At 39.8% G+C, this 24221-nt stretch carries 22 protein-coding genes, 2 tRNA genes and 1 other RNA gene; 3 read left to right on the top strand and 22 right to left on the bottom strand.

Going from position 1 to position 24221, the window contains the following annotated elements:
* Nucleotide 1: 1 nt before the first annotated feature.
* From QL995_RS19615 to QL995_RS19605, 3 genes are all read right to left on the bottom strand, one after another.
* On the bottom strand, nucleotides 2-808 hold the full coding sequence (locus QL995_RS19615) for a phosphotransferase (RefSeq protein ID WP_290294897.1): 807 nt from the start codon (nucleotides 806-808) through the stop codon (nucleotides 2-4).
* 3 nt (nucleotides 809-811) lie between these two features.
* A complete protein-coding gene (gene pnuC, locus QL995_RS19610) occupies nucleotides 812-1429 on the bottom strand; it encodes a nicotinamide riboside transporter PnuC (protein ID WP_007587303.1) in 618 nt (205 codons plus the stop codon).
* Nucleotides 1430-1629: 200 nt separating this feature from the next.
* Nucleotides 1630-1881 carry a hypothetical protein gene (locus tag QL995_RS19605; RefSeq protein WP_007587304.1) on the bottom strand — a complete coding sequence of 84 codons (252 nt, stop codon included), beginning with the start codon at nucleotides 1879-1881 and terminating at the stop codon, nucleotides 1630-1632.
* 107 nt (nucleotides 1882-1988) lie between these two features.
* On the opposite strand from QL995_RS19605, the gene QL995_RS19600 reads away from it, so the two are divergent.
* A complete protein-coding gene (locus QL995_RS19600) occupies nucleotides 1989-2228 on the top strand; it encodes a DUF2960 domain-containing protein (RefSeq protein ID WP_007587305.1) in 240 nt (79 codons plus the stop codon).
* A gap of 19 nt (nucleotides 2229-2247) precedes the next feature.
* Here QL995_RS19600 and alr read toward each other — a convergent pair whose 3' ends face one another.
* From alr to rpsF, 9 genes are all read right to left on the bottom strand, one after another.
* A complete protein-coding gene (gene alr, locus QL995_RS19595) occupies nucleotides 2248-3327 on the bottom strand; it encodes an alanine racemase (protein WP_007587306.1) in 1080 nt (359 codons plus the stop codon).
* Nucleotides 3327-4706 (bottom strand): replicative DNA helicase, encoded by a 1380-nt coding sequence (gene dnaB, locus QL995_RS19590; RefSeq protein ID WP_007587308.1) that lies wholly within the window; start codon nucleotides 4704-4706, stop codon nucleotides 3327-3329. Before dnaB ends, alr begins: the two co-directional genes overlap by 1 nt.
* A gap of 113 nt (nucleotides 4707-4819) precedes the next feature.
* Entirely contained in the window at nucleotides 4820-5758 is a 939-nt protein-coding gene (locus QL995_RS19585; RefSeq protein WP_290294894.1) for a DUF4097 family beta strand repeat-containing protein, read from the bottom strand.
* Nucleotides 5759-5767: 9 nt separating this feature from the next.
* Entirely contained in the window at nucleotides 5768-6250 is a 483-nt protein-coding gene (locus tag QL995_RS19580; RefSeq protein WP_290294893.1) for a hypothetical protein, read from the bottom strand.
* Nucleotides 6237-6785, bottom strand: a complete 549-nt coding sequence (locus tag QL995_RS19575) for a sigma-70 family RNA polymerase sigma factor (protein ID WP_290294892.1) — start codon at nucleotides 6783-6785, stop codon at nucleotides 6237-6239. Before QL995_RS19575 ends, QL995_RS19580 begins: the two co-directional genes overlap by 14 nt.
* Nucleotides 6786-7214: 429 nt before the next feature.
* A complete protein-coding gene (gene rplI, locus QL995_RS19570; RefSeq protein WP_002962755.1) occupies nucleotides 7215-7667 on the bottom strand; it encodes a 50S ribosomal protein L9 in 453 nt (150 codons plus the stop codon).
* Nucleotides 7668-7702: 35 nt separating this feature from the next.
* Nucleotides 7703-7930 carry a 30S ribosomal protein S18 gene (rpsR, locus tag QL995_RS19565; protein WP_007378475.1) on the bottom strand — a complete coding sequence of 76 codons (228 nt, stop codon included), beginning with the start codon at nucleotides 7928-7930 and terminating at the stop codon, nucleotides 7703-7705.
* A gap of 12 nt (nucleotides 7931-7942) precedes the next feature.
* A complete protein-coding gene (gene priB, locus QL995_RS19560; RefSeq protein ID WP_004588456.1) occupies nucleotides 7943-8260 on the bottom strand; it encodes a primosomal replication protein N in 318 nt (105 codons plus the stop codon).
* A 43-nt stretch (nucleotides 8261-8303) separates the two neighbouring features.
* Nucleotides 8304-8645, bottom strand: coding sequence for a 30S ribosomal protein S6 (rpsF, locus tag QL995_RS19555; protein WP_007378473.1), 342 nt, complete (start codon nucleotides 8643-8645; stop codon nucleotides 8304-8306).
* Between the two features lie 377 nt (nucleotides 8646-9022).
* On the opposite strand from rpsF, the gene QL995_RS19550 reads away from it, so the two are divergent.
* Complete coding sequence (locus QL995_RS19550; RefSeq protein WP_290294891.1) at nucleotides 9023-10222, top strand: alpha/beta hydrolase-fold protein; 1200 nt, start codon at nucleotides 9023-9025, stop codon at nucleotides 10220-10222.
* A 268-nt stretch (nucleotides 10223-10490) separates the two neighbouring features.
* Here the strand turns inward: QL995_RS19550 and QL995_RS19545 are convergent, their stop codons facing one another.
* The 5 genes from QL995_RS19545 to QL995_RS19525 form a co-directional block, all read right to left on the bottom strand.
* Complete coding sequence (locus tag QL995_RS19545) at nucleotides 10491-12392, bottom strand: alpha/beta fold hydrolase (protein ID WP_282114798.1); 1902 nt, start codon at nucleotides 12390-12392, stop codon at nucleotides 10491-10493.
* Nucleotides 12393-12589: 197 nt separating this feature from the next.
* Nucleotides 12590-13756 carry an FAD-dependent monooxygenase gene (locus QL995_RS19540; RefSeq protein ID WP_290294890.1) on the bottom strand — a complete coding sequence of 389 codons (1167 nt, stop codon included), beginning with the start codon at nucleotides 13754-13756 and terminating at the stop codon, nucleotides 12590-12592.
* Nucleotides 13753-14940 carry a 2-octaprenyl-6-methoxyphenyl hydroxylase gene (gene ubiH / locus QL995_RS19535; protein WP_290294889.1) on the bottom strand — a complete coding sequence of 396 codons (1188 nt, stop codon included), beginning with the start codon at nucleotides 14938-14940 and terminating at the stop codon, nucleotides 13753-13755. The genes QL995_RS19540 and ubiH overlap by 4 nt, the downstream gene beginning before the upstream one ends.
* Nucleotides 14941-14955: 15 nt before the next feature.
* Nucleotides 14956-16278, bottom strand: coding sequence for a Xaa-Pro aminopeptidase (gene pepP, locus QL995_RS19530; RefSeq protein ID WP_290294888.1), 1323 nt, complete (start codon nucleotides 16276-16278; stop codon nucleotides 14956-14958).
* 30 nt (nucleotides 16279-16308) lie between these two features.
* Nucleotides 16309-16872, bottom strand: coding sequence for a UPF0149 family protein (locus tag QL995_RS19525; RefSeq protein WP_007587323.1), 564 nt, complete (start codon nucleotides 16870-16872; stop codon nucleotides 16309-16311).
* Between the two features lie 193 nt (nucleotides 16873-17065).
* On the opposite strand from QL995_RS19525, the gene ssrS reads away from it, so the two are divergent.
* Nucleotides 17066-17248: non-coding RNA, 6S RNA (gene ssrS / locus QL995_RS19520), on the top strand.
* A 185-nt stretch (nucleotides 17249-17433) separates the two neighbouring features.
* Here the strand turns inward: ssrS and QL995_RS19515 are convergent.
* The 5 genes from QL995_RS19515 to QL995_RS19495 form a co-directional block, all read right to left on the bottom strand.
* Entirely contained in the window at nucleotides 17434-20517 is a 3084-nt protein-coding gene (locus tag QL995_RS19515; protein WP_024589701.1) for an efflux RND transporter permease subunit, read from the bottom strand.
* On the bottom strand, nucleotides 20514-21830 hold the full coding sequence (locus QL995_RS19510) for an efflux RND transporter periplasmic adaptor subunit (protein ID WP_290294921.1): 1317 nt from the start codon (nucleotides 21828-21830) through the stop codon (nucleotides 20514-20516). The genes QL995_RS19515 and QL995_RS19510 overlap by 4 nt, the downstream gene beginning before the upstream one ends.
* The gene (locus QL995_RS19505) at nucleotides 21820-23235 is read right to left on the bottom strand and encodes a TolC family protein (protein WP_165727252.1); all 1416 of its coding nucleotides are present in this window, start codon (nucleotides 23233-23235) and stop codon (nucleotides 21820-21822) included. The genes QL995_RS19510 and QL995_RS19505 overlap by 11 nt, the downstream gene beginning before the upstream one ends.
* A 685-nt stretch (nucleotides 23236-23920) precedes the next feature.
* Nucleotides 23921-23996 (bottom strand) — tRNA-Thr (locus tag QL995_RS19500).
* Nucleotides 23997-24098: 102 nt separating this feature from the next.
* Nucleotides 24099-24174, bottom strand: a tRNA-Phe gene (locus tag QL995_RS19495).
* Nucleotides 24175-24221 lie beyond the last annotated feature (47 nt).

Here is a 24221-nt window from a genome sequence, read left to right as displayed (position 1 = left end):
TCTATAAAAAAGTATTATTAACGAGTTTAGTTAGCTGCGCGCGTAACATTACAGATTTACTAGTTATGCTGCGCTCTTCATACCAGCCAATACATAACACTAAAAAAAACAGCTTATAGCAATTCAACTTATCCATTGAAAGATTAAACGTTTTTGTTTTATCGATACTATTTTTATAGTTATTTAACAATGCACTTTCACTGCTCTCATTAAGATTAAAGCTCACTGCAAGGGCTGCCAAATCAAAATACACATCATTAGTTTGTGCATATTCAAAGTCAATTAAATACATGCCCGAAGCATTTACAATAATGTTATCTTTTACTAAGTCGTTATGACAAAAGCCTGCATTAAATGACATAGCTGCAACGGCTTTGAGTGCCTTCTCTATTTGAGGTTTGTATTGCGTATATACGTGGGTGCTTTGATAAAAATGAAGCTCTTTAGCTATATCCATTGGCGCGGTAGACACTTTGTAATTGTGCACTTGAGCAAGTTTATTAATAAAGCTAAGCGTTATATCCGATTGCGCGCTCTTGCCTTCAATATAATTAAACACCGCACGACCGTTTTCTTTATCAAGCCAAATAGGCGCAGGACATATATTAAAGTCGCTTAAAAAGCGCTGCGCTTCAAGGCCGTCACTTGGCCAATGGCTTTTATAACACTTTAACAAATACCCTAGTTGCTCGGTACGTATTAAAAAATTATCGTTACTAAAGCCATTAAATAATCGCTCGCTTGAAACAATGCTTGTAGGCTCTATAAACGCACTACACATTTTTACTAACTGAGTATGCTCAATCATTGATTAAAGCTGTGCTAGAGGCTTAGCTTGGCTTTGTTCGTACTCTTCGTACCAAGTTTTAAAGCCCCACGCTGCCATAATGGTATAAAATATAAAGAGTGCTAGCGTTGGGTAATAGCCTTTCTCGTAATATAAATACATAGAAGCGGCATCTATTACAATCCAGTACAGCCAGTTTTCGAGGACTTTTTTAGCCACTAAGTAAGTAGTTACTACGGCAAAACACGTTGTAAAGCTATCAAGATAAGCAAAATCGGCATGAGTATAGTTTTGCATAACGTAACCAATAACTATTGCAGCTACGGTTGTTAAACTAATTAAAACAGCATGACGGTTTATCGACCACGATGTAATATTTAAATTTGCAGCCTTGCCTTTACGCCATACAACCCAGCCAAATACAGCCATATACATATAATAAAAATTAAGTAATGACTCCATAAGCAATGCGCCATTCCAGTACATTATTGTATAAATGAGCGTGCTAAAAAATGCCGCTGGCCAACACCATAAGCTTTCTTTTATTGCTAATAATAAATAAGCCATCGACAACCCTACCGCAATATATTCCCAATGCGACATTGCTGTAAAACCACTTAAGGTTTGTGTTAAAAAGTCCATATTATGCAGTTACCGTTTAGTTGTGCCGATTGTTATACCAATCTGCTTATATACGGGGTCTATTTAACGTTAAGAAAATTACGCTAGAACTAGGCAAAAATTTTTGTATCTAGTTGTTCTAAATAAAAAATTTTAACGACGTTATAGTGCAATTTAATTCGTTAAATTGATCAAAGATTTATGCAGGTTGGTATTATAGGTTATTCAGGCGATAAGTCGCCAGAGAGAAACTTACATACAAAAATAGCTTTACCAAATTCTTCATATGAACGTTTAATTTCGGTATTTAACACCTGCATTACTAAATCGTAATCACCAAAAATTTGCGTTGATAACGTGTTAGTAATCACTTTTAAATCATCGTATTCGTTTAATCTGTCAATAAAGCCCTGAATAAACGGGATATAATCTTGGTGAAGTGGGTATTTACTGATCTCTACTGATAATTTCATTTTTGACTCTTTATTTTAATTACCGATTACAACAAGTCATTCAATGCTAGAGCCGTTATTAAATACAGTGTAAAATCGCTGCAACACTCAATTGAAATGAGCTTAATATGGCACGTAGAATAACCTACAAATATAAAAACGAACCGCGCGAGATTAATTTCGCTAAAGATAAATACCACGACATGTATCAAGCAATTGCTGCCGCCGAAGGTATTGATCTAACTAATTACTTAAGCATGGTACAGCAAATAGAAATGACCTCAAAAGGGTCTGCTTCTGTTCGTAACTTTCGCGACCAAGAATTTGCCCGTATGGGCTTTAGCGACGTTTACTTTATAAAAGAGTAAATACCGCTTTATAGCTGTATTAACGCTGATACTCATAACTTACGCGCGGTGTAATATTACATAATAGCTCGTAAGGGATAGTATCAGCGCATAATGCTATTTCTTCAACTGGTAGCTCAGGGCCCCACATAGTGACTCTGTCGCCCACTTTAATATTGTGCTCATTAGCGCCTATATCTACGCTAATCATATCCATAGCAACACTGCCAACAATACCATAACGCTGCTTACCAATTATTACTGGTGTGCCCTCTTTAGCATGCCGAGGATAACCATCGCCATAACCCATAGCCACAACGGCTAATTTGGTTGGTTTATCGCTTTTCCAACGTCCGCCATACCCTACCGCCTCATTGGCTGGTACATTACGCACCGCAATTACGCGCGTAGTTAAGCGCATAACTGGTTTTAATTTATGTTGTTGCCCAATACTATTTGCCATTGGCGATACGCCATATAGCATAAGCCCAGGGCGCACCCAATCACCATGGCCGCTCGGCCACGCGATAATACCAGCAGAATTTGATAAACAATGTGCTTGGTCAATGCCATTCACTAAGTTATCAAATAACGTGATTTGTTGAACCGTTTTGGCATTATCAACATCATCAGCACACGAAAAATGGGTCATTAAATTAACGGTATTTTTGGCGTTAGGTGTTTTTTGTAAGCGGTTATAAAACTCTTCAAACTGCTCTGGCGCAATACCTAGTCGATGCATACCTGTATTTACTTTTAACCAGCATGTTATTGGCGCATCGAGCTTTGCTTTTTCAAGCGCGGCTAATTGGTATTCGTCATGAATAATAGTTTGAAAGTTATTAGCGAGTAAAATAGGTAAGTCGGCTTTGTTAAAAAAGCCTTCTAGTAAAACTATTGGCTTTGTTAAGCCCCCAGCTCGAAGGGCAAGCCCTTCATCTATTCGCGCCACAGCAAATGCGTCAGCATTATTTAAATGCTGCGCAATCGTTACTAAACCATGCCCGTAAGCATTTGCTTTTAGCACCGCCATTACTTTGCTGTTAGGTGCAAAGCACTTAACTTGCGCTAAATTATGCGCAAGTGCAGCTAAATTAATTTCAGCAGTGGCTAAGCGCATTAGTAATCGTCATCTACCGCTGGTCCCGCGTAATTATCAAAGCGAGAAAATTGACCTTGGAATGTTAAACGCACTTTACCAATTGGGCCGTTACGTTGTTTACCTATAATGATTTCGGCAATACCTTTGTCAGTACTGTCTTCGTTATAAACTTCATCACGGTAAATAAACATGATTAAATCGGCATCCTGCTCTATCGACCCCGACTCACGTAAATCTGAGTTAATAGGGCGTTTATCGGCACGTTGCTCTAGCGTACGGTTAAGCTGTGAAAGCGCAACAACTGGACATTTTAGTTCTTTTGCTAGTGCTTTAAGTGAACGTGAAATTTCAGCAATTTCGAGCGTTCGGTTATCAGCAAGGCTTGGTACACGCATTAACTGCAAATAATCGACCATGATCATACTAATGCCGCCGTGGTCGCGGGCAATACGCCTTGCACGAGAGCGTACATCGGTAGGTGTTAAGCCCGATGCATCATCAACGTACATTTTACCTTTTTCCATCAACAAGCCCATTGTTGATGAAAGTCGTGCCCAATCGTCATCATCTAACTGGCCAGTACGTACCTTGGTTTGGTTAATACGGCCAAGAGACGCTAACATCCTCATCATAATTTGTTCTGAAGGCATCTCTAGAGAGTAAATTAATACTGGTTTGTCTTGAGTCATTGCAGCATGTTCTGCAAGGTTCATCGCAAAAGTGGTTTTACCCATAGATGGACGCGCTGCAACAATAATTAAGTCAGAAGGCTGTAAGCCCGTGGTCATTTTATCAAGATCGGCATAACCTGTACTTACACCCGTAACACCATCTTGTGGTGATTGATAAAGCTCTTCTATTTTATCAACGGTTTTTTCAAGGATGCTATGAATGCTTTGCGGGCCTTCATTATTTTTTGTTCGTTGCTCAGCTATTTTAAACACTTTGCTTTCGGCAAAATCGAGTAAGTCGTGACTGGTACGTCCTTCGGTATTAAAACCCGCTTCTGCAATTTCGTTCGCTACGCCAATCATTTCACGTACAACAGCACGTTCGCGTACAATACTTGCGTAAGCGTCAATGTTAGCAGCACTTGGCGTGTTTTTAGCTATTTCTGCTAAATAAGCAAAGCCACCAATTCCTGCCAGTTTATTATTTTTTTCTAAACTTTCAGAAATAGTGATTAAATCTATCGGATCGCCAATCTCAGCAAGTGCCGTCATCGCTTCAAAAATTAACTTATGCGTGCGGGTATAAAAATCCTGTGATACAACAAGTTCAGCTACGCGGTCAAACGCTTGGTTATCAAGCATTAAGCCACCTAAAACAGATTGTTCAGCTTCTATTGAATGGGGAGGAACTTTAAGTGTATCGACTTGCTTATCTGGTTTGGCCATAACTTCACAGTAGTAAAATTGAATGGCTCTATTCTATCGACTTGAAGGGGCTGTGCAAATAGAAAAGCAGGAAATCTTTTCCTGCTTTTTGTAATCGTGAAGGTGAATGAGCGTTATTTAATACGAAGCTCTATGCGTCCACTAATTGTATCCATTTCAACATTAGCATTACCGCCATTAATGCTAAATTCTAAATCACTGGCTGGGCCGTATTTAGCTTTACTGACTTTATCGCTAGTAACTTTATTAATGATTTTGCCATTAGCGTGCGCTTTAATTTCAAAATTTGCAGATACGCTGTCAGGAAAGTAAAAATCACCATCCCCACTTACCGATTCAAAACGTACATCACCGCCTTTTAAAAGCTCTTTAATATGTACTTCGGCTTCGCCATTCACCGTGTTAATACGTAAGTTTTTAATTGACGATAGCGTAAAATCTATATCGCCATTTACATTTTCAAGGCGCACATCATTGGCGCTTGAGGTTGATTTAATATCGCCATTAACAGCGCTAAAACGTAGTTCACCACTCGATTCCCTATCGTTAATTTCGCCATTTACGGTTTCAAATTGAATATTCCCACTTAGGTTTTCTGCATTTACATCACCATTTACGGTGGTGAGCTTAATGTTGCCAGTAATATCATCTACCGTAATTTCGCCATTAACCACGTCAACTTCAGCGCCATTTTTTAGCTCTTTCGCAGTCACCGATACATTAACGCCAGAAAACTCTAAACTACTGCTTTTAGGCATAAATATGGTTAAGCTTGAGCCATCGCCATTATTACCCCAATTTGATTTACGTGGCATTTTTACAATAAACTGAGTTTTATCACCATTTGTTTTAAGCTCATAACCCTCGGCTTTGTCATCAAGCTCGCCAGATACTTTAAATTCGTTTTTATCCCAGCCTGTAATATGTATATCACCGCGTTGGTTTTCAATAAAAATAGTGCCGCCACTTGGTACGTCTATTTGCTTATCTATTTTTTCACCCGCTAATACCGCCAACGGAAATAAGCTCAGTCCTAATAAAATCGCTTTCATGTCGTACTCCTAAATGTGCTGCCAACGTGGCGCGTGCACCTTGTTAATTAAATCAAGTTGTTGTTGATATATTTGCGCTAACATTGTTAGTAGCGCTTGGTTTTGTGGCTCATTTTCAAGAACTTGCTTTATTGCTTGCTCTGCATTTTCAAGCTCTTGTAGCTGCGTTTGCCAGTTAGTGGTCAATGCTTCTTTATTTTCATATTCAACCAACAAACTGTTTTTTTGCGCCGAAAAGTAATCACTTATAGCCACTACGGGTTGTGGCTCGGGCGCTATAACAAATAAATTTACAGCAATTAAAGCCGCTAATGTGCAGGCAGCTATTGCTGTTAGTTTTGGCCAAATAGCAGTGCCTTTTAGGTCCTGCTTATTACTAACCATTGCTCGCTCAATTCCCGCCCACAGGTCTTTTTGTGGCGTAATGTCTTTATCAAGCGTGTTTAATGACTCATTTAAATAGTCGTCAAAATTTAGTTTATTCATTTTCATACCACTCTTGTAGTAGCTGCCTAGCACGATGATATTGCGACTTACTTGAACCAACAGCCATACCTAACTGATCGGCTATTTCCTCGTGCCTGTAACCTTCGATTGCAAACAACACAAACACCATACGTGCGCGCTCAGGGAGCCTTACTATTAATTTATCGAGACCATTTAAGCCTTTGCAGTCATTAGCTGATTGCTCATCCATACCGCAGTGTTCAATGCTCACTACTTTTTGCAGCCAATTTTTTTGCTTGCGTAAGTAACTAATTGCTACATTACTGGCAACGCTGTAAAGCCAAGTAGAAAACTGCGAGCGACCGTCAAATTGCGCTATTTTACGCCATACCTGTACAAACACTTCTTGGGCTGCATCTTCAGCATGCGCTTGGTCCGCTAATAAGCGTAAACATAAACCGTAGACTCGTTTTATATGTAACTCATAAAGCGTTGTGTATGCACCTTGATCACCTGATTTAACTCGCTCAATGAGTTTAGCTTCGCATAAAGGCGTTTGTTCGGGTTTAGCGTGTAACATCCGTGATGTCGCCTTTTAATTATTATTATTGAGTTAGTGTATTGATAAGTTAGACGTAATAACAGTTCGAAAAGGTTTAAAGGGAATGAAAAAATAATTGAATAAAAAGGGGCTTGTACGAGGCTCTATACCAATTCGCTTAATTAAGTGATCTATTTTGAGGATGGAAAAACGTGTTGATAGCTAGACAAAAAATTCGCTATTTAGTTGTTCTCGGCAATTGCTCCTGCATTGCTCTACCTTCTGCATCCATGCAGTCGTAAATGAGAATTTTTTAACGCAGGTAGCGACACGTTTAGCCCCGCAAAATGATTAAGTATTATTGCGGATTGGTATTATTTAACTGCGCCCTTAACTAATTAAAGTTAGCCAAATTACAGACACAAAAAAGCCGTGCTAATAGCACGGCTTTTGTCGCTTAATTAAAAATTAAGCTTCAGCGATTACGATTACTTTAATAGTAGCCGTTACGTCTGAGTGAACTGAAATTGATACGTCAAATTCACCTGTCTCACGGATAGTACCTAGAGGCAAACGAACTTCTGACTTAGCAACTTCAACACCAACAGCTGAGATAGCGTCAGCGATGTCACGAGTACCGATTGAACCGAATAACTTACCTTCGTCACCAGCTTTAGATACTAATGTAACTTCTGCTAATGCTTCTAGTTTTTCAGCGCGTGCTTGTGCAGCAACTAACTGTTCAGCGATTTTCGCTTCAAGTTCTGCACGACGAGCGTCAAACGTTTCAATGTTAGCTTTAGTCGCAGGAACTGCCTTACCTTGAGGGAAAAGGAAGTTACGTGCGAAACCAGATTTAACTACAACCTGTTCACCTAGGCTACCTAGGTTAGCGATCTTATCTAGTAGAATAACTTGCATGTTTCTACACCTTTTAAAAACTGTTAATCCGCTGCTTACTTATGTAAGTCAGTGTATGGAAGAAGGGCTAAGTAGCGAGCACGCTTAATAGCAGTTGCTAGCTGGCGCTGAAATTTAGCGCTAGTACCTGTGATACGGCTAGGTACGATTTTGCCACTTTCTGTAACATAGTTTCTAAGAGTAGCTAGATCTTTGTAATCGATTTGTTTTACGCCTTCCGCTTTAAAGCGGCAGAACTTACGACGTCTGAAATAACGTGCCATGAGATTAATTCCTCAAATAATTCTTTCTATATGCTGAGCATGCAAAACCAATTGGCTAAGGCCGTTACGACCTTCGTGGCGATTTAAAAAACCACTCACTTGCAATGCCTGCCCAACGTGCAAATGTTGAGTCTGTTGTTGCATTTGCTTTCCACTTGCAACTACCTGAAGCCTCACGTAACTATTACGGTTAAGGTCTGCTTCGGTTTGCATCGATTTATGTTCTACAACAAAAATGCAATGCGGGATGCCAGCAGGGCTTTGGCTAAACTTGGGAGTTTTACAAACTACCCCAGATATAACCAGCTGATTCATATATGGGCTAACCATTATAGTAACTGCTGATTACATGCCATGCTAGGACTCAAAACAATTAAGCAGCTGGTGCTTCTTTCTTCTCTTCTCTTGCAAGAGGAGACGCTTCAGTTTCAGCAGTTTTAGTGCGGATAACTAAGTTACGAAGCACTGCATCGTTGTAGCGGAAAGTAGTTTCTAGCTCGCTGATTACTTCAGTTGGTGCTTCAACGTTCATAAGAACATAGTGAGCTTTATGAAGCTTGTTAATTGGGTAAGCCAATTGACGACGGCCCCAATCTTCAAGACGGTGGATAACACCACCAGCTTCAGTGATAGAACCAGTATAACGTTCGATCATACCAGCAACTTGCTCACTCTGATCTGGGTGAACCATGAATACGATTTCGTAATGACGCATGGATATTCCTTACGGTTAATAGAGCCTTCTACCGTTTCGGCCGGTCGGTTTAAGGCAAGGAATTAATAGTTTAAAAGCCGAAATGAGCGCGCATTTTACGCTTAGACGGATAATTAAGCAAGCAGGTTTTTTAAGCTTTTATAGATAAGAGTTAAAAGGTAATTATTACGAGCTTCGCTCATCGCGTCAACAAGCTGCTCGCCTACCGAAAAAGTTAAGCACAGAGTGCAATGTCTCTTGTAGAAGCCGAGCTTACTCGCGTGAAAAGCGATAGCTTTTAATTGCTTAAGCTTTATGTTTACCCCGAAAATATAAACATTTACTCAAGCTTAAAGCCGTGCAATTATTAAGCAATACATTATTAAATAAGGATATTTATGAAGCTCTTACTATCGCTTGTATTAATACTTACTTTTAGTACACCATTTTTAAGCCACGCAAAAACCAATACAACTGACATAACCGTTGGTAAAAAAGTCATTCTGCAGTCAAAAATACTTAACGAAGACAGACCCATTAAAATTTTCATACCTGACACTGTAAAAGACGATCAGCCGCTTTATGTTATTTATTTACTTGATGGTGTTGAGCACTTTCATACGGCGTCTGGTGTTATTAAATCCCTTGTTGATTACGAGCAGATACCTAACGCAATGCTCGTTGGTATTGATACAACTAACCGTGTTCGCGATTATTTACCCAAAGTAGAAGGCGAGCCTAAAACAGAGTTTCAAACTTTTGTTAAAAACAAATGGCCTGACGCAGGACACACCGACAAGTTTTTAAAGTTTGTGTCTGATGAACTCATGCCTTATATAAACAGTAATTACTCAACTAACGGCTACAACACCTTAATTGGCCACTCTAATGCAGGTACTTTGGCGCTTTATACTTTAGTTAATCAGCCTGAGTTATTTAATAACTATATAGCTATAAGCCCAAATAGTTGGTGGAGTGATGAGGAATTAAAAAATAATATTATAAAATACACTAAAAACCCTAAAGGTGATCAGTCGTTATTTATTAGTGTAGCAAGCGAAGGAGCACGCTTTTATACAGGCGTATTAAATACTTTGGTAAATTTAGAACAACAAACGCCCTCGCAGCTTAAATGGGAATATAAGCATTACACCGCTTTTACTCATATGGGCACTATACTACCAGCGCTTAGCGATAGCCTAATTCACTTATTTAACGACCTAATATTTAAGGTTACTGACGAGCACGGAAAGTTTGCTGATGTATCGCTCATTACAGGTTATTACCAAGCACTTAGTGATAAGTACGGGTTTGAGCTTAAAATTCCACAAGATGTATACGTAGAGTTTGCTCATAGCCAGCAAAAGTTTGGTAATACAGCTAAAGCTATTACCACGCTTAAACACTTTACTACCCATTACCCAAATGCAACTTATTCTCACATGCGTTTATCGCAAGGGTACACTGCAGACAAACAGTTTAAAGAAGCCGTTACCAGCATGAAACACGCACTCGAGCTTGCAAAAGAAAACAAAAAAGACCCGCTGTTAATTGATGCGCTCAAAGATATGGTGAATGAAGCACAAGAGAATTTGTAACTGATTTAACGCAAAGCGCTTTTTAACTAACGATAGTAATTACGAGCTACGCTCGTCGCGTCAGCAAGCTAAACGCCTACAGGTAAGATTAAGCTCAGTGTTAAACTTTGCATGTAGACGCCGAGCTTGCTCGCGCGAAAAGCGTAGCTTTTAATATGTTCAAAACTATTTTAAAACAAAAGACCGATGTTTAAACTAAACATCGGTTTTTTATAATTACTAGAAAATTTAAAATAGGTTTCGAGTTAAAAAACGCTCACTCATTTACTTACAAGTGTTTTTTAAGAAACTCAGTAACCTCTTTGTATTGTACTTTTAAGCTTTCTGGGTCATCAAAAAAGTGTGTTCCGTCATCAATTTCAACATACTTTATATCTAAATTTCGCTTTGCTTTATCATAAAAATATTTTGATTGTCGATAGTCAACTCTCGTATCTTTTGTCCCATGGATAAGTAAAAGTGGGGCTTTAATTCGGTTAATCATATTGATTGCCGAAACCTCAGATAATGCATCAACGGCTTTACTATCAGTCATATCAACAATATTACCTAGGTAGGCATCTTGTCGCTCTTCATCTTCAACTAACCCTTTTAGATCCGATATTCCAGAAATACTAATAATACATTTAAAGCGATCGGGCTCTTGCCATGCTGCTGTTAATGCAACATAACCACCATAACTTGCGCCATAAATACATGCATTATTTTTTGATGTTAATCCGGTTCTAGTAGCCCAATCCATTGCATCATATACATCTTGTTGCATACGTTTACCCCACTGATAATAACCATCAGTTTCAAAAGCACTACCAAAACCTTCTGAGCCTCTGAAGTTCACTTGCAATACCGCATAACCTAAACTAACTAAATATTGAAGCTCTCGATTAAAGTATTTGTAGTCTCGGCTATGAGGTCCTCCGTGAGGCATTACAATTAGCGGCGGAGTTTTAACCCCTTCTGGTTTTGTAAAATAGCCTGAGATTTCAGCTCCATCGCTCGCTTTAAAGCTATAGTTTTGCACTGGTACAAATTTATTACGTGCTAAATAAGGAAATTTAGATAACCAAGCGCCGCCCTTCTTTGTGTTTAAATCAAAATAATAATAAGTAGGGCTGACTGAATCACTTATTACATTAACAAGAATTCGTGTTCTATCTTTACTACGGCTAACAATACTAGCTTGCTTATCACCAAATAAATTAGTAACCATAAGCTCTTGCTTACCGTCTACCTCTGAAAAATAATGGCTCTTGTAGAAATCATCATAGTAGCCAACCCCTATAAAATCGCCCTCACTATTAACGATTGCATTATTTATATCGTATTTATCATTGCTATAAACAAGCTCTTCAAACTCCCCTGACTCGATATCATATGACCATAAAGCTTGTCTGTGTAATACACGATCAGAAAGGACGTAAGCTTTTGTACCATCTTCATTAAGGCCTTGGATGGAGAAAGTACTATCTTCACCCAAAATATGGGTATGAATCATTTTTAATGCTTCATCTTTCTTTGCTCGATACCATATTGAAGCAATAAACTTATCATCTTTTTTATCAATTGCGATCCCCAGGCGTAAAACTCCCTTAGGGTCTGCATACCAACTTCCAATATTTTCTTTATTCCTCTGAATTTTATCAAAACTAGAATCACCTAATTCAACTTTAAAAACAGAATAAGCTTTATCTTTTTCATCAAACGTTGACACTAGCGCGAAATCTGGCTCATTTTTAAGTGAGGAAACGAGTCTGAAACTCTGATATCTATACCACCTATATTCAGAAAAACGTCGCGTAGTTAGCATTTTACTTTCATTGGTTTCAACATTGATCGAATATAACCTTGAAACTCTCATGTATTGACCATTGACATATTCAGGGTAACTAGCAGAAACAATGATATATTTATTGCCTGACCAACGAATAAAGTCGACTCTGTCTTTATCTTTTTTGAGACTTGCTAATATATTGAATTCGATACTAGGAAATTTAGCTAAACTGATAGTAGGACCTTCAGCAGTATTATAAAGTGTTGCTATCATTTCTCCATTTGGCGATATTTGTGGTTGCTCTACCATTGGAAGTTTAGCGTAAGACTCCCAAGGTTTATCTTTTGCATGAACTACAGACGCAGTTAATAAAAAAAATAAGAGTGTTATTTTTAACATTTATTTCTTCCTTAAAATTTAGTAAAAACTTTTTATCATATTTAATGTAAAAATAACAAAATTTACCGAAAAAACATACAAAGTAAGTACTTAATTTATTTTAATAAAAAACCGATGCTTAAATTAAACATCGGTTTTTTATTAAAAGCGAATAACTAACCGCTTTTCTCGTTGGGTTTTGTTTCACTCAACCTACATCACTTTCCTATCGCTTCTTTGGCGAACAGGTGCTTGATTGGCCCAAGATTATCAACTAATGATAGCCCTACTCCACGAATAAGTTTTTTAACTGGGTTTGCACCTTCAAATAACTCTTTTAACCCTTGCATCATAGCTATGTGCTTTTGTGCATCGAGCTTACGAGTGCGCTCGTAATCGCGCAGTGTGCGAGTGCTTGCAAACTCCTTGCTATCGCTTGTCAAAAGCTCAATTAAATAAGCCGCATCTTTTAGGCCTAGGTTCATACCAAGCCCTGCAAGTGGATGGATTGTATGTGCAGCGTCGCCAATGAGTACCACTTTGCCTGAAACCCATTGCTGGGCGTAGCGCATTTTAAGTGGGAAAGCAGTGCGCGCACTTTGCACTTCACACAGCCCGCATTGACCATCTATTGCAGCCATTACGGCTTTATTAAAGGCGGTGTCGTCCATTGCTAATAATTCATCACAATGATTGGGGCTGGTAGACCACACAATTGAATGAGTATGCTCATCGCTCAATGGTAAAAACGCGAGTGGCCCTGTTGGTAAAAAGACTTGGCGTGCGGTGTTTGCATGTTGCTCTTTAGTTTTAACTGTCGCGACTAGCGCATGGTGATCGTAATCTTTAAAGCTAAGCGCCATATTAAATTGTTTACGTATAGCTGAATTTGCACCATCAGCCGCCACCAGCAGTTTTGCAATAATTGGCTCGCCGCTTTTAAGTGTTATAAATACATCAGATTCGCTTTGATGTATTTGCTGATACTGCGTATCAAACATTAGCGTGGCACTGCTTTGTTGCTCTAGCTCTTTTATAAGCGCGTAGCGGATAATGTCGTTTTCAACAATATGGCCTAAATGTTCAAGCTCAAGTTGCTCGTTATTAAACGCTATTTTGCCAAAGCTGTCGGCATCACGTACGTCCATATGTGTATAAGCGCACGCTCGCTGTGCGATAATTTCGGGCCATACGTTTAATTGTTCAAGCAAGGTTTGACTTGCAATGCTTAACGCACTTACACGCAAACCATATTCGTCAGTTGGTAATGCTTGTGTTGGTGCGCCGTCGAGTACAACGACGCTTATATCGGCTTTTGCCAATCCAAGTGCTAGTGTTAGCCCTACACAGCCGCCACCTACAATACAAACCTGTGCTTGCTTCATAAACGCCTACCTTGTTTAACTTGCCCCATTAACTGTTTAGCTAATGGCGCTTTTAATGCGGGAAATAAATCCATCGAAAACAACCCAATACTGCGCCCCAATGCGAGCACTCGCGATGAGTTTGAAAAAAGTCTAACAAGTGCGTCGGTTAAACTCATTACGGTTTTTATATCATCACTGCGCTTTTTTGAATATTCACGTGTAAACGCATAGCTGCCTAAATCGTGTTGGCTATTTGCTATTAAATTACTAAGTACTTGTACGTCGCGAAGGCCTAAATTAAAACCTTGCCCTGCAATAGGATGAATAGCATGTGCGGCATTACCAATAACCACTGTACGGTGCGCAGTCAAAGACTCGACTTGCCCGTAAACGAGCGGGTAACTCGTGCGCATGCCCACTTTAGTAAATTGACCACCGCGATAACCAAACGCGCTTTGCAGGGCACTTAAAAAACCTTGTTCACTGAGTGCCATGTGCTGTTCAACCTGATCTTGGCACATACACCACACTAACGAATAACGGTTATTGCTCATGGGTAATAACGCCATAGGCCCGTTTTGTGTAAAACGCTCAAAGGCATGATTATTATGCCCACCAGCCACTTCTACATTAGCAATAATTGCGCCTTGTTCATAAGGCTGGGTATTAAAACCAAGCCCAAGTAAACTACGTGTTGGTGATTGTGCGCCATCAGCAATAACCAATAGCTTGGCGTTTAATTGCTCGCCGCTTTGTAAGGTGAGTGTATTGCTATGCAAAGTTTGCTCAATGGCAATTACGCTATCGGGGCACAAAAGCGTAATATTTGACTGCGTTAAACGCAGGTGAAGCGCTCGGCCAAAAGGGTTAACTTCTACTACGTAACCAAGTGAGGGCTTAGCAAATTCGTCGCAATTAATGTGCGCTTTGCCAAAGTGGCCTCTATCAGACACGCTCACTTTTTTAATCGCTGCGGTGTAAGGAGCATTTTGCTCAAATAAATTGAGGCTTTGTAAATACTCTACCGATTGCTGAGCAAGTGCAATGCTTCTGTCGTCAAAGCTTGGGTGGTAGTCGCCGGTTACTTGATTCGCTTCTACAACGGCAATATTTAACGCGGGATTAGTTTTAGCCACACTTAATGCGCAGCTTGCTCCCGCTAAACCACCGCCAATAATAACTACATCAAACTGCTTAGCCACTTTACTCTCCGAGCTTTATACGTTTTTAGCACTTTGCATAAGTGCTTCTATATCGCTAATTTTTTTAGGTACGCTTAGGGTCAAGTTTTCATGGCCGGTTTCGGTAACTAGCAAGTTATCTTCGATACGAATGCCAATGCCTTTGTATTTTTGCGGTGCGCTTGAGTCTTCGCTTATATAAAGCCCTGGCTCTATAGTGAGTACCATACCCAGCTCAAATGCACGCTCAGCGTTATTTACTTTGTAATCGCCAACATCATGTACATCTAAACCAAGCCAATGCCCAAGCCCGTGCATGTAATATTCTTTACACGCACCTTTTGCCATTAGCTCGTCAAAGTCGCCGATTAAAATACCTAAATCAAGTAAACCTTGGGTCATTACTTCCATTGCTAGTTTATTAGCATGCGACATATAACCACCGGGTTTTACCTCATCAAAAGCAACTTCTTGCGCTTTAAGCACAATATTATAAAGCGCGGCTTGCTCTTCGCTAAATTGACCATTTACCGGAAATGTACGAGTAATATCGGCGGCGTAACCTTGTAACTCGCACCCAGAGTCTATAAGTACCAGATCACCATTTTTTAATACGTCGCTATTTTGCGTGTAATGTAAAATATTGGCGTTGTCGCCACTACCAACAATTGTGCCGTACGCAGGATGAGGCGCACCGTTCATTGCATAATGATGATGTAACTCTGCTTCTAGCTGAAACTCTGTGGCACCCGCATGTGAATAACGCATAGCGCGCATGTGCCCTCGCGCACTAATTTCACAACCTTCTCGCATAACATCTATCTCACTTGGCGATTTAAACAAACGCATTTCGTGAATAAGGTCGCGTATTTCTTTTAAATTACTCGGTGCTTTAAGGCCTTTTCGAGAGCCACTTCGAAGCGTACCTAGTAACGAAAACACTTTGGTATCAAATGAGGGGTAAGCACCTTGTGCAAAATAAATCGCATTTTTTGCATTTAGCATATCGAGTGTTTTATCGTTTAATTCACTTAGCGGGTAAGCTTCATCAAACAGGTAGTCACTTTTAGCTTTATCAAAGCCAACTCTGCGGCCATGCCAAATTTCTGCAAGCTTGTCTTTATCTAGGCAAAATAAAGTACTGGGTGCATCGCTGTTATTACAGAGTACAAGTACGGCGTCGGGTTCGTTAAAGCCAGTTAAGTAAAAAAAGTCGCTATCTTGTCTAAATGCATATTCGGTATCGCGGCTGCGCGTAACTTCGCTCGCAGCGGGAATAATAGCAACGCTATTTTCATCCATTTGAGCAAGTAAGCGCTCGCGACGTGCTTTAAATTCTGACTTTTTTACTTCAACCATTATTAACCAACCCGTTTTACTTTTTAAAAGTTAATGAAGTGTTTTTTTAGTACTTTGCGTGCTTTGCTCTTTACCAAGCTCTGCAAAACAAAGTAGTGCTGATACACGCACATATTCAATCACTTCGTGCAGCGCTTGGCTGTCTTCTTCGGTTTCTTCAAAAGTAGTATCTAGGCGAGTGATTTCGCTAAAGTCAGTAATAACCTCTTTAACATCACTCGATAGTTTACCGTAGTCTTTTTGCTTTAAACCAAAACCAAGCATAAAACCCGCTACCCATGATACGAGGCCATTAGCCTGATCGATGAGTGTTTCGTCGTCGCTTGGTAAAAATAAATCAAACTGAAATTCATCATCATTAAAGCTCGCGACTACTTGCTTATAAATAGTGCCAAAAAACTGCTTTAAATCGTTACTAAACGATTCACCATCGTTAAACACATCACTCAAAAGGCCTAAGTATTCTTTGTCGTCAATGGTTAAACCACACGCAAGTAAACCACTAATCACACCATGCGCTTCAGCAGGTGATACAAATATTTCATTTTTTTCTAAAAGCAGTTGAGCTTTTTCGTAATCGGGTAAATCGTTCATAATCGAATCTTCGCTTTGCAAGTTAAGGCAATGCTACCACTCGATAAAAAGCAACTCCAATTAATTGTATGATCAAGCTCAAAAACCATGCGATAAAGTAAATGATGAGTTAAAGGTGCGGAAAAACTAAGCGAACGGTTTAATTTTTTACGTTTGGGGTTTAAGGATTGGATTATGTCTTATATACTTAAATTGTTCCCTGGGGTACCGGAGCTTAGTTAAGTCCCTGAGCCGATAAATTTTATACCAGGGTTTCTGTTCGTCTACTATTGTGCAGGCTCGGCATGTACCGAGAAGCCTACGGTAAACCGCAGATTCCCGCCCTGAAACCTTCTGGTTTCAGGACTGAAACCGAGTACCGTATCTTGGGGAACACCTTTTTAGTAACCTTCGCCTTTAAAAGGCTTTATCAAAAAAATTAACCTTCCTGTTTATTCTTATATTTATCTAAATTTTTTATTCACTTATCTTCAATTGTCTAATATTACTTTTTAGCTTATAAAAAAAGCCGCAGGTAATTACTTACCTACAGCTTTAATAATCACGTATTTAAGAGTGAAGTTATTTAAACCAACCTTGAAAACGCTCCATTAGCATGTAGTTTATTGGTACTAACAATAAAGTAATAAAGGTAGCAAAAATAATCCCAAACCCTAAGCTCACCGCCATTGGTATTAAAAACTGTGCCTGAGTCGCTTTTTCAAACAGTAATGGCATTAAGCCAATAAAGGTCGTTAAACTAGTTAGCATTACAGGGCGAAAACGTGATGCACCTGCAATTTTTATAGCATCGAGAACTTTACCACCTTCACTGCGCTTTTTATTAATAAAATCAACGAGTACAAGCGAATCATTTACCACCACCCCGGTTAGCGCAAGCATACCGAGTAAACTCATAATAGTTAAGTCCATTCCCATAATCCAATGCCCTACTACAGCACCTATCATGCCAAATGGGATTACACTCATTACTATGATTGGTTGTAAGTAAGATTTAAGCGGTATTGCTAATAGCGCATAAATAATAAAAAATACAAACACAAGTGCCCAAGCCAACGACCCAAACGACTCTCTTTGCTCTTTAGCCTCACCTTCTAGTTTGTAATCTACTCCAGGATATTGCTGCATTAACCCATCTAAATACTCCGTTAGGTCAGCCTGCAGTATGGTCATGTTGGTATTATTTTTTTCGATATCGGCTGTTACGTTTAATGTGCGGTAACGGTCTATTCGATTAATAGTTGATGGACTTTGCCCAGCAGTAAGTGTTGCCACGTGCGATAAAGGCACTGAGCCTCCATCAGGCGTATTTATAAGTATGTTTTGTAGGTCAGCTACAGAGCGGCGCTCATCTATAGGTAAGCGTACCATTACACGTACGTCATCCCTGCCTCGCTGAATACGTTGTGCTTGCGAGCCAAAAAACGAGTTACGTACTTGTCCTGCTACATTGACTCTATTTAAGCCCAGCGCTAAACCTTGTTGCGTAAGCTCTATTTGTAACTCTTCTTTACCGTCGGACATACTATCGGCAATATCAAATACCGTTGGATAGGTCGATAAACGGGTTTTAATGTGATCAGCCACGTCTTGTAAAATAGTCAACGAAGTGCCGCTAAGCTGAACATCAATGGGGTCTGAACTTCGGCCAATTTCGGCTCTAAACGTTAAACTTTCGGCGCCTGGTATCACACCAATTAAATCGCGCCATTCGCTGGCAAGTTCTCGTGATCCTATGTCTGATTCACGCTTTTCAGCCGGTGTTATTTCAAAGCGTACAGAGCCTGAATTAGATACACCACCACGCCCGCCTGTTGTGGCTAATATATTTAAAATAACGCTTTCGCCAGTATCCGGATCGCGGTACTTTTCTTGTAATTGCTGCGCCTTTTGCGACATGTCAATTACGTATTTATTAGTTACTTCAAACGGTGTACCTGTTGGTAGTGTTAAGTTAACGCGGACTGTTTCGCTTGGTATGCGCGGGAAAAATACAAACTTAGTCCAACCGCTGGTGATCATGGTTAAAATTATAACAAATACACCAATAAACAAGCTTACCGAAGCCAATTTATGGCGCAGTGCTAAATTTAAAGTGGGTTGATAGTATTTTAAAATCGCGTTTTCAAATCCATCTGCAAAACGCTGTTGAATAACATCAAACTTTGAAGGTTCGCCTTTTTCGTGGCGTAGTTTTATATATTTTAAATGTGCTGGTAGTACAAATTTAGATTCAATCAATGAAAACAATAATACCGGAATAACCACTACCGGTATTTGTGCAAACAAGGCACCACGCGCCCCTTCAATAAAGGCCAAAGGTAAAAAGGCAGCAACGGTAGTCAACACACCAAATGTTACTGGTGTTGCTACTTCTTGAGTACCTAAAATTGCGGCTTGCTCGCCCGACTTAGCCGTTTTTAGGTGGGTGTAAACGTTTTCGCCGGTAACTATGGCGTCATCAACAACAATCCCCAGTACCAATATAAAGCCAAATAAGCTCATAATATTAAGGGTTACGCCAAAAATAGGCATCGCTATAAACGCGCCCATAAACGAAACCGGAATACCAATAAATACCCAAAATGCAATTGCAGGGCGTAAAAACAAAGTAAGTAAAGCCAGTACTAAAATACCGCCTTGTAAAGCATTGGTAGTAAGGGTCGAAATACGACTTTTAACCAGCTCCGAATCATCATCCCAGTAACTTAGTTCAAACCCTTGCGGGAGAGAGCTTTGTTGCTCTTTTATGTAGTTTTTAACATCGTCAGCAACTGTAATCGCACTTTGTGGACCAATTCGATATACGTCGATAAATGCAGCTTGCTTACCATTAAAGCGAGTACGTACTGGTGTTTCTTCAAAATCATCTTTTATAGTCGCTATATCACCTAAGCGAATAATAGTGCCATCGGCTTGGTTTTTAACAACAATGCTGGCAAATTCATCTTTACGATATGCTTGCCCTTTAGAGCTTATAAGTACGTCCCCGCCTTCTGTTTTTAAGTTACCAGCAGAAATATCTGAGCTTGAGTTTGAAATAGCACTCGATATTTGTGCCAAGCTTAAATCGTACTGACGAAGAATATCTTGGCTTACTTCAATGGCTATTTCGTAATCACGAACGCCACTTAGCTCTACCTGCGTTACATTAGGTAAACGTAGGATTTGATCGCGTACTGTTTCTGCGTATTCGCGGGTTTCTTTTTCGCCATAGTCACTCGATACGGTAACCGCGATAACTTCACGAATTCGCTCAGCAAGCGCTACTATCGGCTTTTCAGCATCGGCTGGAAAAGTGTTAATTGCGTCTACACGACTTTTTATATCAGCTAAAAGCTCACGAGGGTCGTAACCGCTTTCCACTTCTATTGTCACAGAGCCAGAACCTTCAGAAGAGCGACTAAATATTTGCTTTATGCCCTCTAAATCTTGTACTGCTTCTTCTATTCGTATAGTTACACCTTGCTCTACATCCTCTGGTGTTGAACCACGCAAACTTACATTTACGCTTATCATGTCAGTTTCGAATGAAGGAAATACCTCAAGCGGTATTTTGCTTGATAAGCTAAAAAGTCCCGACAGTAACAGCGTTACTAGCAATAAGTTAGCAGCAACATGGTTTTTGGCAAACCAAGCGATCATGGCTTATCTCCTTGCTTTGCTGCGCGGCGTTTTTTTAGCTCTTCAACACTAATACCCTGCTCTTTTGCTTTTTGCTCAAGCCGCTCTGGCGTCGGGCGCTTTCCTTTACCTTGCCCATTAGCTCCTCGGCTTTTAGGTTGCTCTGTGCTTTGTTCGCCTAAAATACTTACCTGAGTTCCAGAACTCACTTGCCCTAGTGGAGTAATAACCAGTTTATCATTTGGATTTAATCCCGTTTTTATCATCGCTTGTGTCGCATTTTGCCAAGCAAGTGTAATGTCTTTACGCTTGAGTACACCCTCTTCAACAACATAAACATACGTCCCTTGATAAATAGTACTGTTAGGGATTATAAGTGCGTTAGGAACTGTTTTACCGGTAATTTGCGCCTTTATGTATTGCCCTATTTTTATTGGGTACTGGTTATTAGCCGTTGCTTTATATGGGTCGTTAATTTTAGCAACTACGTAAAGCTGTTGTGCACCTTCATCTATAGCACCTTCGGTACGCGCTAGCTGCCCTTGCCACGTTTGCTCACCCACTAAGTCAGAGGTAAATTTAACAATTGAACCTGCTTGATTTTTGGCGCCATCACGATATTGCTCTGGTAAATTTACGAACGGAAGATCTTTATTTTTAATCGGTAAACGAATCTCTACGCTATCGATTGCGTAAATAGTGGCAAGCTGGGTATTGTTAGTAACAACTTGCCCCAAATCAACACTACGGCTAAGTATACGCCCGGCGTATGGCGCGGTTACTTTAGTGCGCTCTAAATCAAGCATGGCTTTTTCAAGTACTGCTTGAGCCGATAAAACTTCTGCTTCGGCTGCTGCAAGTTGTGGTTCACGCAGTACTAGGCTGCTTGCCTGATTTGAGCCACCAAGGCGTTTCCAATCAGTAATAGCTTGTTGTCCACGCGCTTTTTCTTCTAATAAGCCTTGCTCTGCCGTTAATAAATTGGCTTGAGCAGATTTAACTTCAGCTTGATGATCTCTATCGTCTAGCTTTAAAAGTACGTCGCCCTTTTCAAAAAAGCCACCTTCTCTAAAGTCATCACTTACTTCAATTATTTGCCCAGATGCCTGAGCAACTAATAAACTTTGTGTACGTGGTTTTACCGTACCGTAGCTATCAATCATCACTTGGTAATTTTGTGATTTAAGCTCAAGCGCAGCCACACTTATTGATGCTTTAGGAGGTGAGCCAAAGCGTTTAGCCTCTGGCGGATTACCTTTAATAAACATAACAATTAAAATAGTGGCAATAATAACCACCGCTGGAATAATAATTTTTGCTGTTTTAGTTTTCATCATTATTGCTCTTTAGTTCACTTGAGGGCTTTGCAAAATCACCACCAAGGGCAACGTGTAAGTTAATTCTGTTAGCTATTAATTGGTTTTTAATGTCGATTAAGGAGCTTTGTGCATCGAAAGACCTATCTTGTGCGTCAAGCACCGTAGTGTAAGTTACCAAGCCACTTTGATATTGCTCAAACGACAACTGCTCTGCTGCAAGTGCGTTTTCTTGCGCCTCAAGGGTGCTGCTATATTGTGATTTAAGAGACTGCTGCTGTGAAATCGCATTTTCTACATCACCAAATGCATCGTAAAGCGTTTGCAAATAAAGTTGCTCTTGCTTTTGAGTATTAAGGCGCGCTATTTCTTCATTCGCTTTTAAGCGTCCGCCCTCAAAAAGTGGTGCTGAAATACTACCTAATAACGACCATGCAAGGCTTGATGGAGAAAACAAGTCGCTTACTCTGTCGGTGCTATCACTTAGTGAAGCTGTTAAGTTTAAACTTGGAAAGCGTTGTTTGTGCGCATACGCAAGTGATGCGTCGGTGGCTAAAAGATCATACCAACTTGCTCGCAGCGTAGGTTTACGTGTTATAAGTTCAGAAGGTAAGCCTAGTGGAATATCGGTATTAATAACGGGTAAGTCGCTACTAGCAGTAATGGCACCTTTTGGGTATTCACCCAGTAAACGCTCAAGTACGCGTGCTGAAGCCGATAGGTTCGCCGTTTGAGTGGCAATGCGAGCGCGTTCAGTATTGAGCTCATTACGAGCTAAGTAAACATCGAGAGCTTCGTTTATACCTTGGCGATAGCCAGACTCGATAATATCTAGGTTTTGCTGTGCGTTAGCTTCTCTGCGTTTAAATAAATCGAGTAATTGTTGTGATGTAACAACATCAAACCAGCCTGTTACCACATCAGCAACGAGTTGCTGTTTAGCTTGCTCAAACCGTGCCTGTTGCGCTAAATAGTTAAGATTAGCTTCGCGCTTTGAATCCGAAAGCTTACCCCATAAATCAACCTCGTAAGTTAAGTTTAAACTAACTGAACTTGCGTTGTCGTAGCTCACTGGGCGGTTGTCTTTACTACGGCTAGTACGCGTTGATAAATCGAGGCTAGGCCAAAGCGCTGCACCCGATACTATAAGCTGTTGTTTTTGAATTTCTACATCGTAACTAGTTTGTAAAAGCTGTTGGTTGTTTTTAAGTGCTTGTTGTACAAATTTGTTAAGCGTAGGGTTTTGTAGTTGTGTAAGCCATTGCTCTTGTACTTTTAATACCGAGCTTGATGCTTCTTGCTGCCATTGCTGTGGCATATTATTAGGCGCTTGCATGCGCTGCGACGAGTTAAAATCACTCGCACAGCCGCTAAGCAGCATCACACTAATTGCCAATAGGGTTGGCTTGCATTGCCAAATCATAATTAAACCTAAATTACTGCTATTTATGAACGTAATTCAAGCACTTTGGCAACTTTTGCTCAACCTACTTTACATAACATTACATAGCTAGCGATGAACTAACATAATAGCCAGTTATACGGTAAAAATGAGCAAATGATCAGCAATTTTTAATAATAAAAAATTAACTTTTTGTAGTGTGTCTAAGAGATTATACCAATTTGCTTAATTAAGTGATCTATTTTGAGGTAAGAAAATCGTGTCGATAACAAAGCAAAAATTTCGTTATTTTTGTCTTATATCAGAAATTTTTAACGCAGTTAGCGTCAGGTTTAATCACTCAAATTAATTAAGTATTATTGCGGATTGGTATTAGACATATAGAAACAGAAAAGCCCCGCTATAAGCGAGGCTTTTGAATAAATGGTGCCGACTAACTAAGTCGAACGGATAACTTATACAGGCTACTGATTACAAGTCAGTTGCTTTGCTCTTAACTATGGGTATTTTTAATTCTCAAGTTGAAAACAAAAAAGCCTCGCTATAAGCGAGGCTTTTAAATAAATGGTGCCGACTAACCGAGTCGAACGGATAACTTATACAGACTACTAATTACAAGTCAGTTGCTTTGCTCTTAACTATGGGTATTTTTAATTCTCAAGTTGAAAACAAAAAAGCCTCGCTATAAGCGAGGCTTTTGAATAAATGGTGCCGACTAACCGAGTCGAACGGTTGACCTACTGATTACAAGTCAGTTGCTCTACCAGCTGAGCTAAGTCGGCACACAAAACTGTGTGCTAAGGCACGTTCAATTTTAAAGATTGAGAACTTTTATAAAGCACTTAAAATAAAAAAACCTTGCATAAGCAAGGCTTTTCAATAAATGGTGCCTCGACGCGGAATCGAACCACGGACACGAGGATTTTCAATCCTCTGCTCTACCGACTGAGCTATCGAGGCACATAAACTGTGCTAATTAATTGTGATACTTTACAATTAACTTTAAA

Origin of the sequence: Pseudoalteromonas sp. APC 3358 (assembly GCF_030408075.1) — a bacterium.
Taxonomy (GTDB): domain Bacteria; phylum Pseudomonadota; class Gammaproteobacteria; order Enterobacterales; family Alteromonadaceae; genus Pseudoalteromonas; species Pseudoalteromonas arctica.
This window is presented reverse-complemented; position numbering and strand designations above follow the sequence as displayed.

Coding starts and splice junctions, on each gene's coding strand:
- dnaB (WP_007587308.1), bottom strand. CDS start 4,706: ATGGCCAAACCAGATAAGCAAGTCGATACACTTAAAGTTCCTCCCCAT.
- QL995_RS19510 (WP_290294921.1), bottom strand. CDS start 21,830: ATGAAAACTAAAACAGCAAAAATTATTATTCCAGCGGTGGTTATTATT.
- alr (WP_007587306.1), bottom strand. CDS start 3,327: ATGCGCTTAGCCACTGCTGAAATTAATTTAGCTGCACTTGCGCATAAT.
- pnuC (WP_007587303.1), bottom strand. CDS start 1,429: ATGGACTTTTTAACACAAACCTTAAGTGGTTTTACAGCAATGTCGCAT.
- QL995_RS19580 (WP_290294893.1), bottom strand. CDS start 6,250: ATGAAAATGAATAAACTAAATTTTGACGACTATTTAAATGAGTCATTA.
- QL995_RS19515 (WP_024589701.1), bottom strand. CDS start 20,517: ATGATCGCTTGGTTTGCCAAAAACCATGTTGCTGCTAACTTATTGCTA.
- QL995_RS19545 (WP_282114798.1), bottom strand. CDS start 12,392: ATGTTAAAAATAACACTCTTATTTTTTTTATTAACTGCGTCTGTAGTT.
- rpsR (WP_007378475.1), bottom strand. CDS start 7,930: ATGGCACGTTATTTCAGACGTCGTAAGTTCTGCCGCTTTAAAGCGGAA.
- QL995_RS19605 (WP_007587304.1), bottom strand. CDS start 1,881: ATGAAATTATCAGTAGAGATCAGTAAATACCCACTTCACCAAGATTAT.
- rpsF (WP_007378473.1), bottom strand. CDS start 8,645: ATGCGTCATTACGAAATCGTATTCATGGTTCACCCAGATCAGAGTGAG.
- QL995_RS19505 (WP_165727252.1), bottom strand. CDS start 23,235: ATGATTTGGCAATGCAAGCCAACCCTATTGGCAATTAGTGTGATGCTG.
- QL995_RS19550 (WP_290294891.1), top strand. CDS start 9,023: ATGAAGCTCTTACTATCGCTTGTATTAATACTTACTTTTAGTACACCA.
- QL995_RS19585 (WP_290294894.1), bottom strand. CDS start 5,758: ATGAAAGCGATTTTATTAGGACTGAGCTTATTTCCGTTGGCGGTATTA.
- QL995_RS19575 (WP_290294892.1), bottom strand. CDS start 6,785: ATGTTACACGCTAAACCCGAACAAACGCCTTTATGCGAAGCTAAACTC.
- pepP (WP_290294888.1), bottom strand. CDS start 16,278: ATGGTTGAAGTAAAAAAGTCAGAATTTAAAGCACGTCGCGAGCGCTTA.
- QL995_RS19525 (WP_007587323.1), bottom strand. CDS start 16,872: ATGAACGATTTACCCGATTACGAAAAAGCTCAACTGCTTTTAGAAAAA.
- rplI (WP_002962755.1), bottom strand. CDS start 7,667: ATGCAAGTTATTCTACTAGATAAGATCGCTAACCTAGGTAGCCTAGGT.
- QL995_RS19540 (WP_290294890.1), bottom strand. CDS start 13,756: ATGAAGCAAGCACAGGTTTGTATTGTAGGTGGCGGCTGTGTAGGGCTA.
- QL995_RS19600 (WP_007587305.1), top strand. CDS start 1,989: ATGGCACGTAGAATAACCTACAAATATAAAAACGAACCGCGCGAGATT.
- priB (WP_004588456.1), bottom strand. CDS start 8,260: ATGGTTAGCCCATATATGAATCAGCTGGTTATATCTGGGGTAGTTTGT.
- QL995_RS19615 (WP_290294897.1), bottom strand. CDS start 808: ATGATTGAGCATACTCAGTTAGTAAAAATGTGTAGTGCGTTTATAGAG.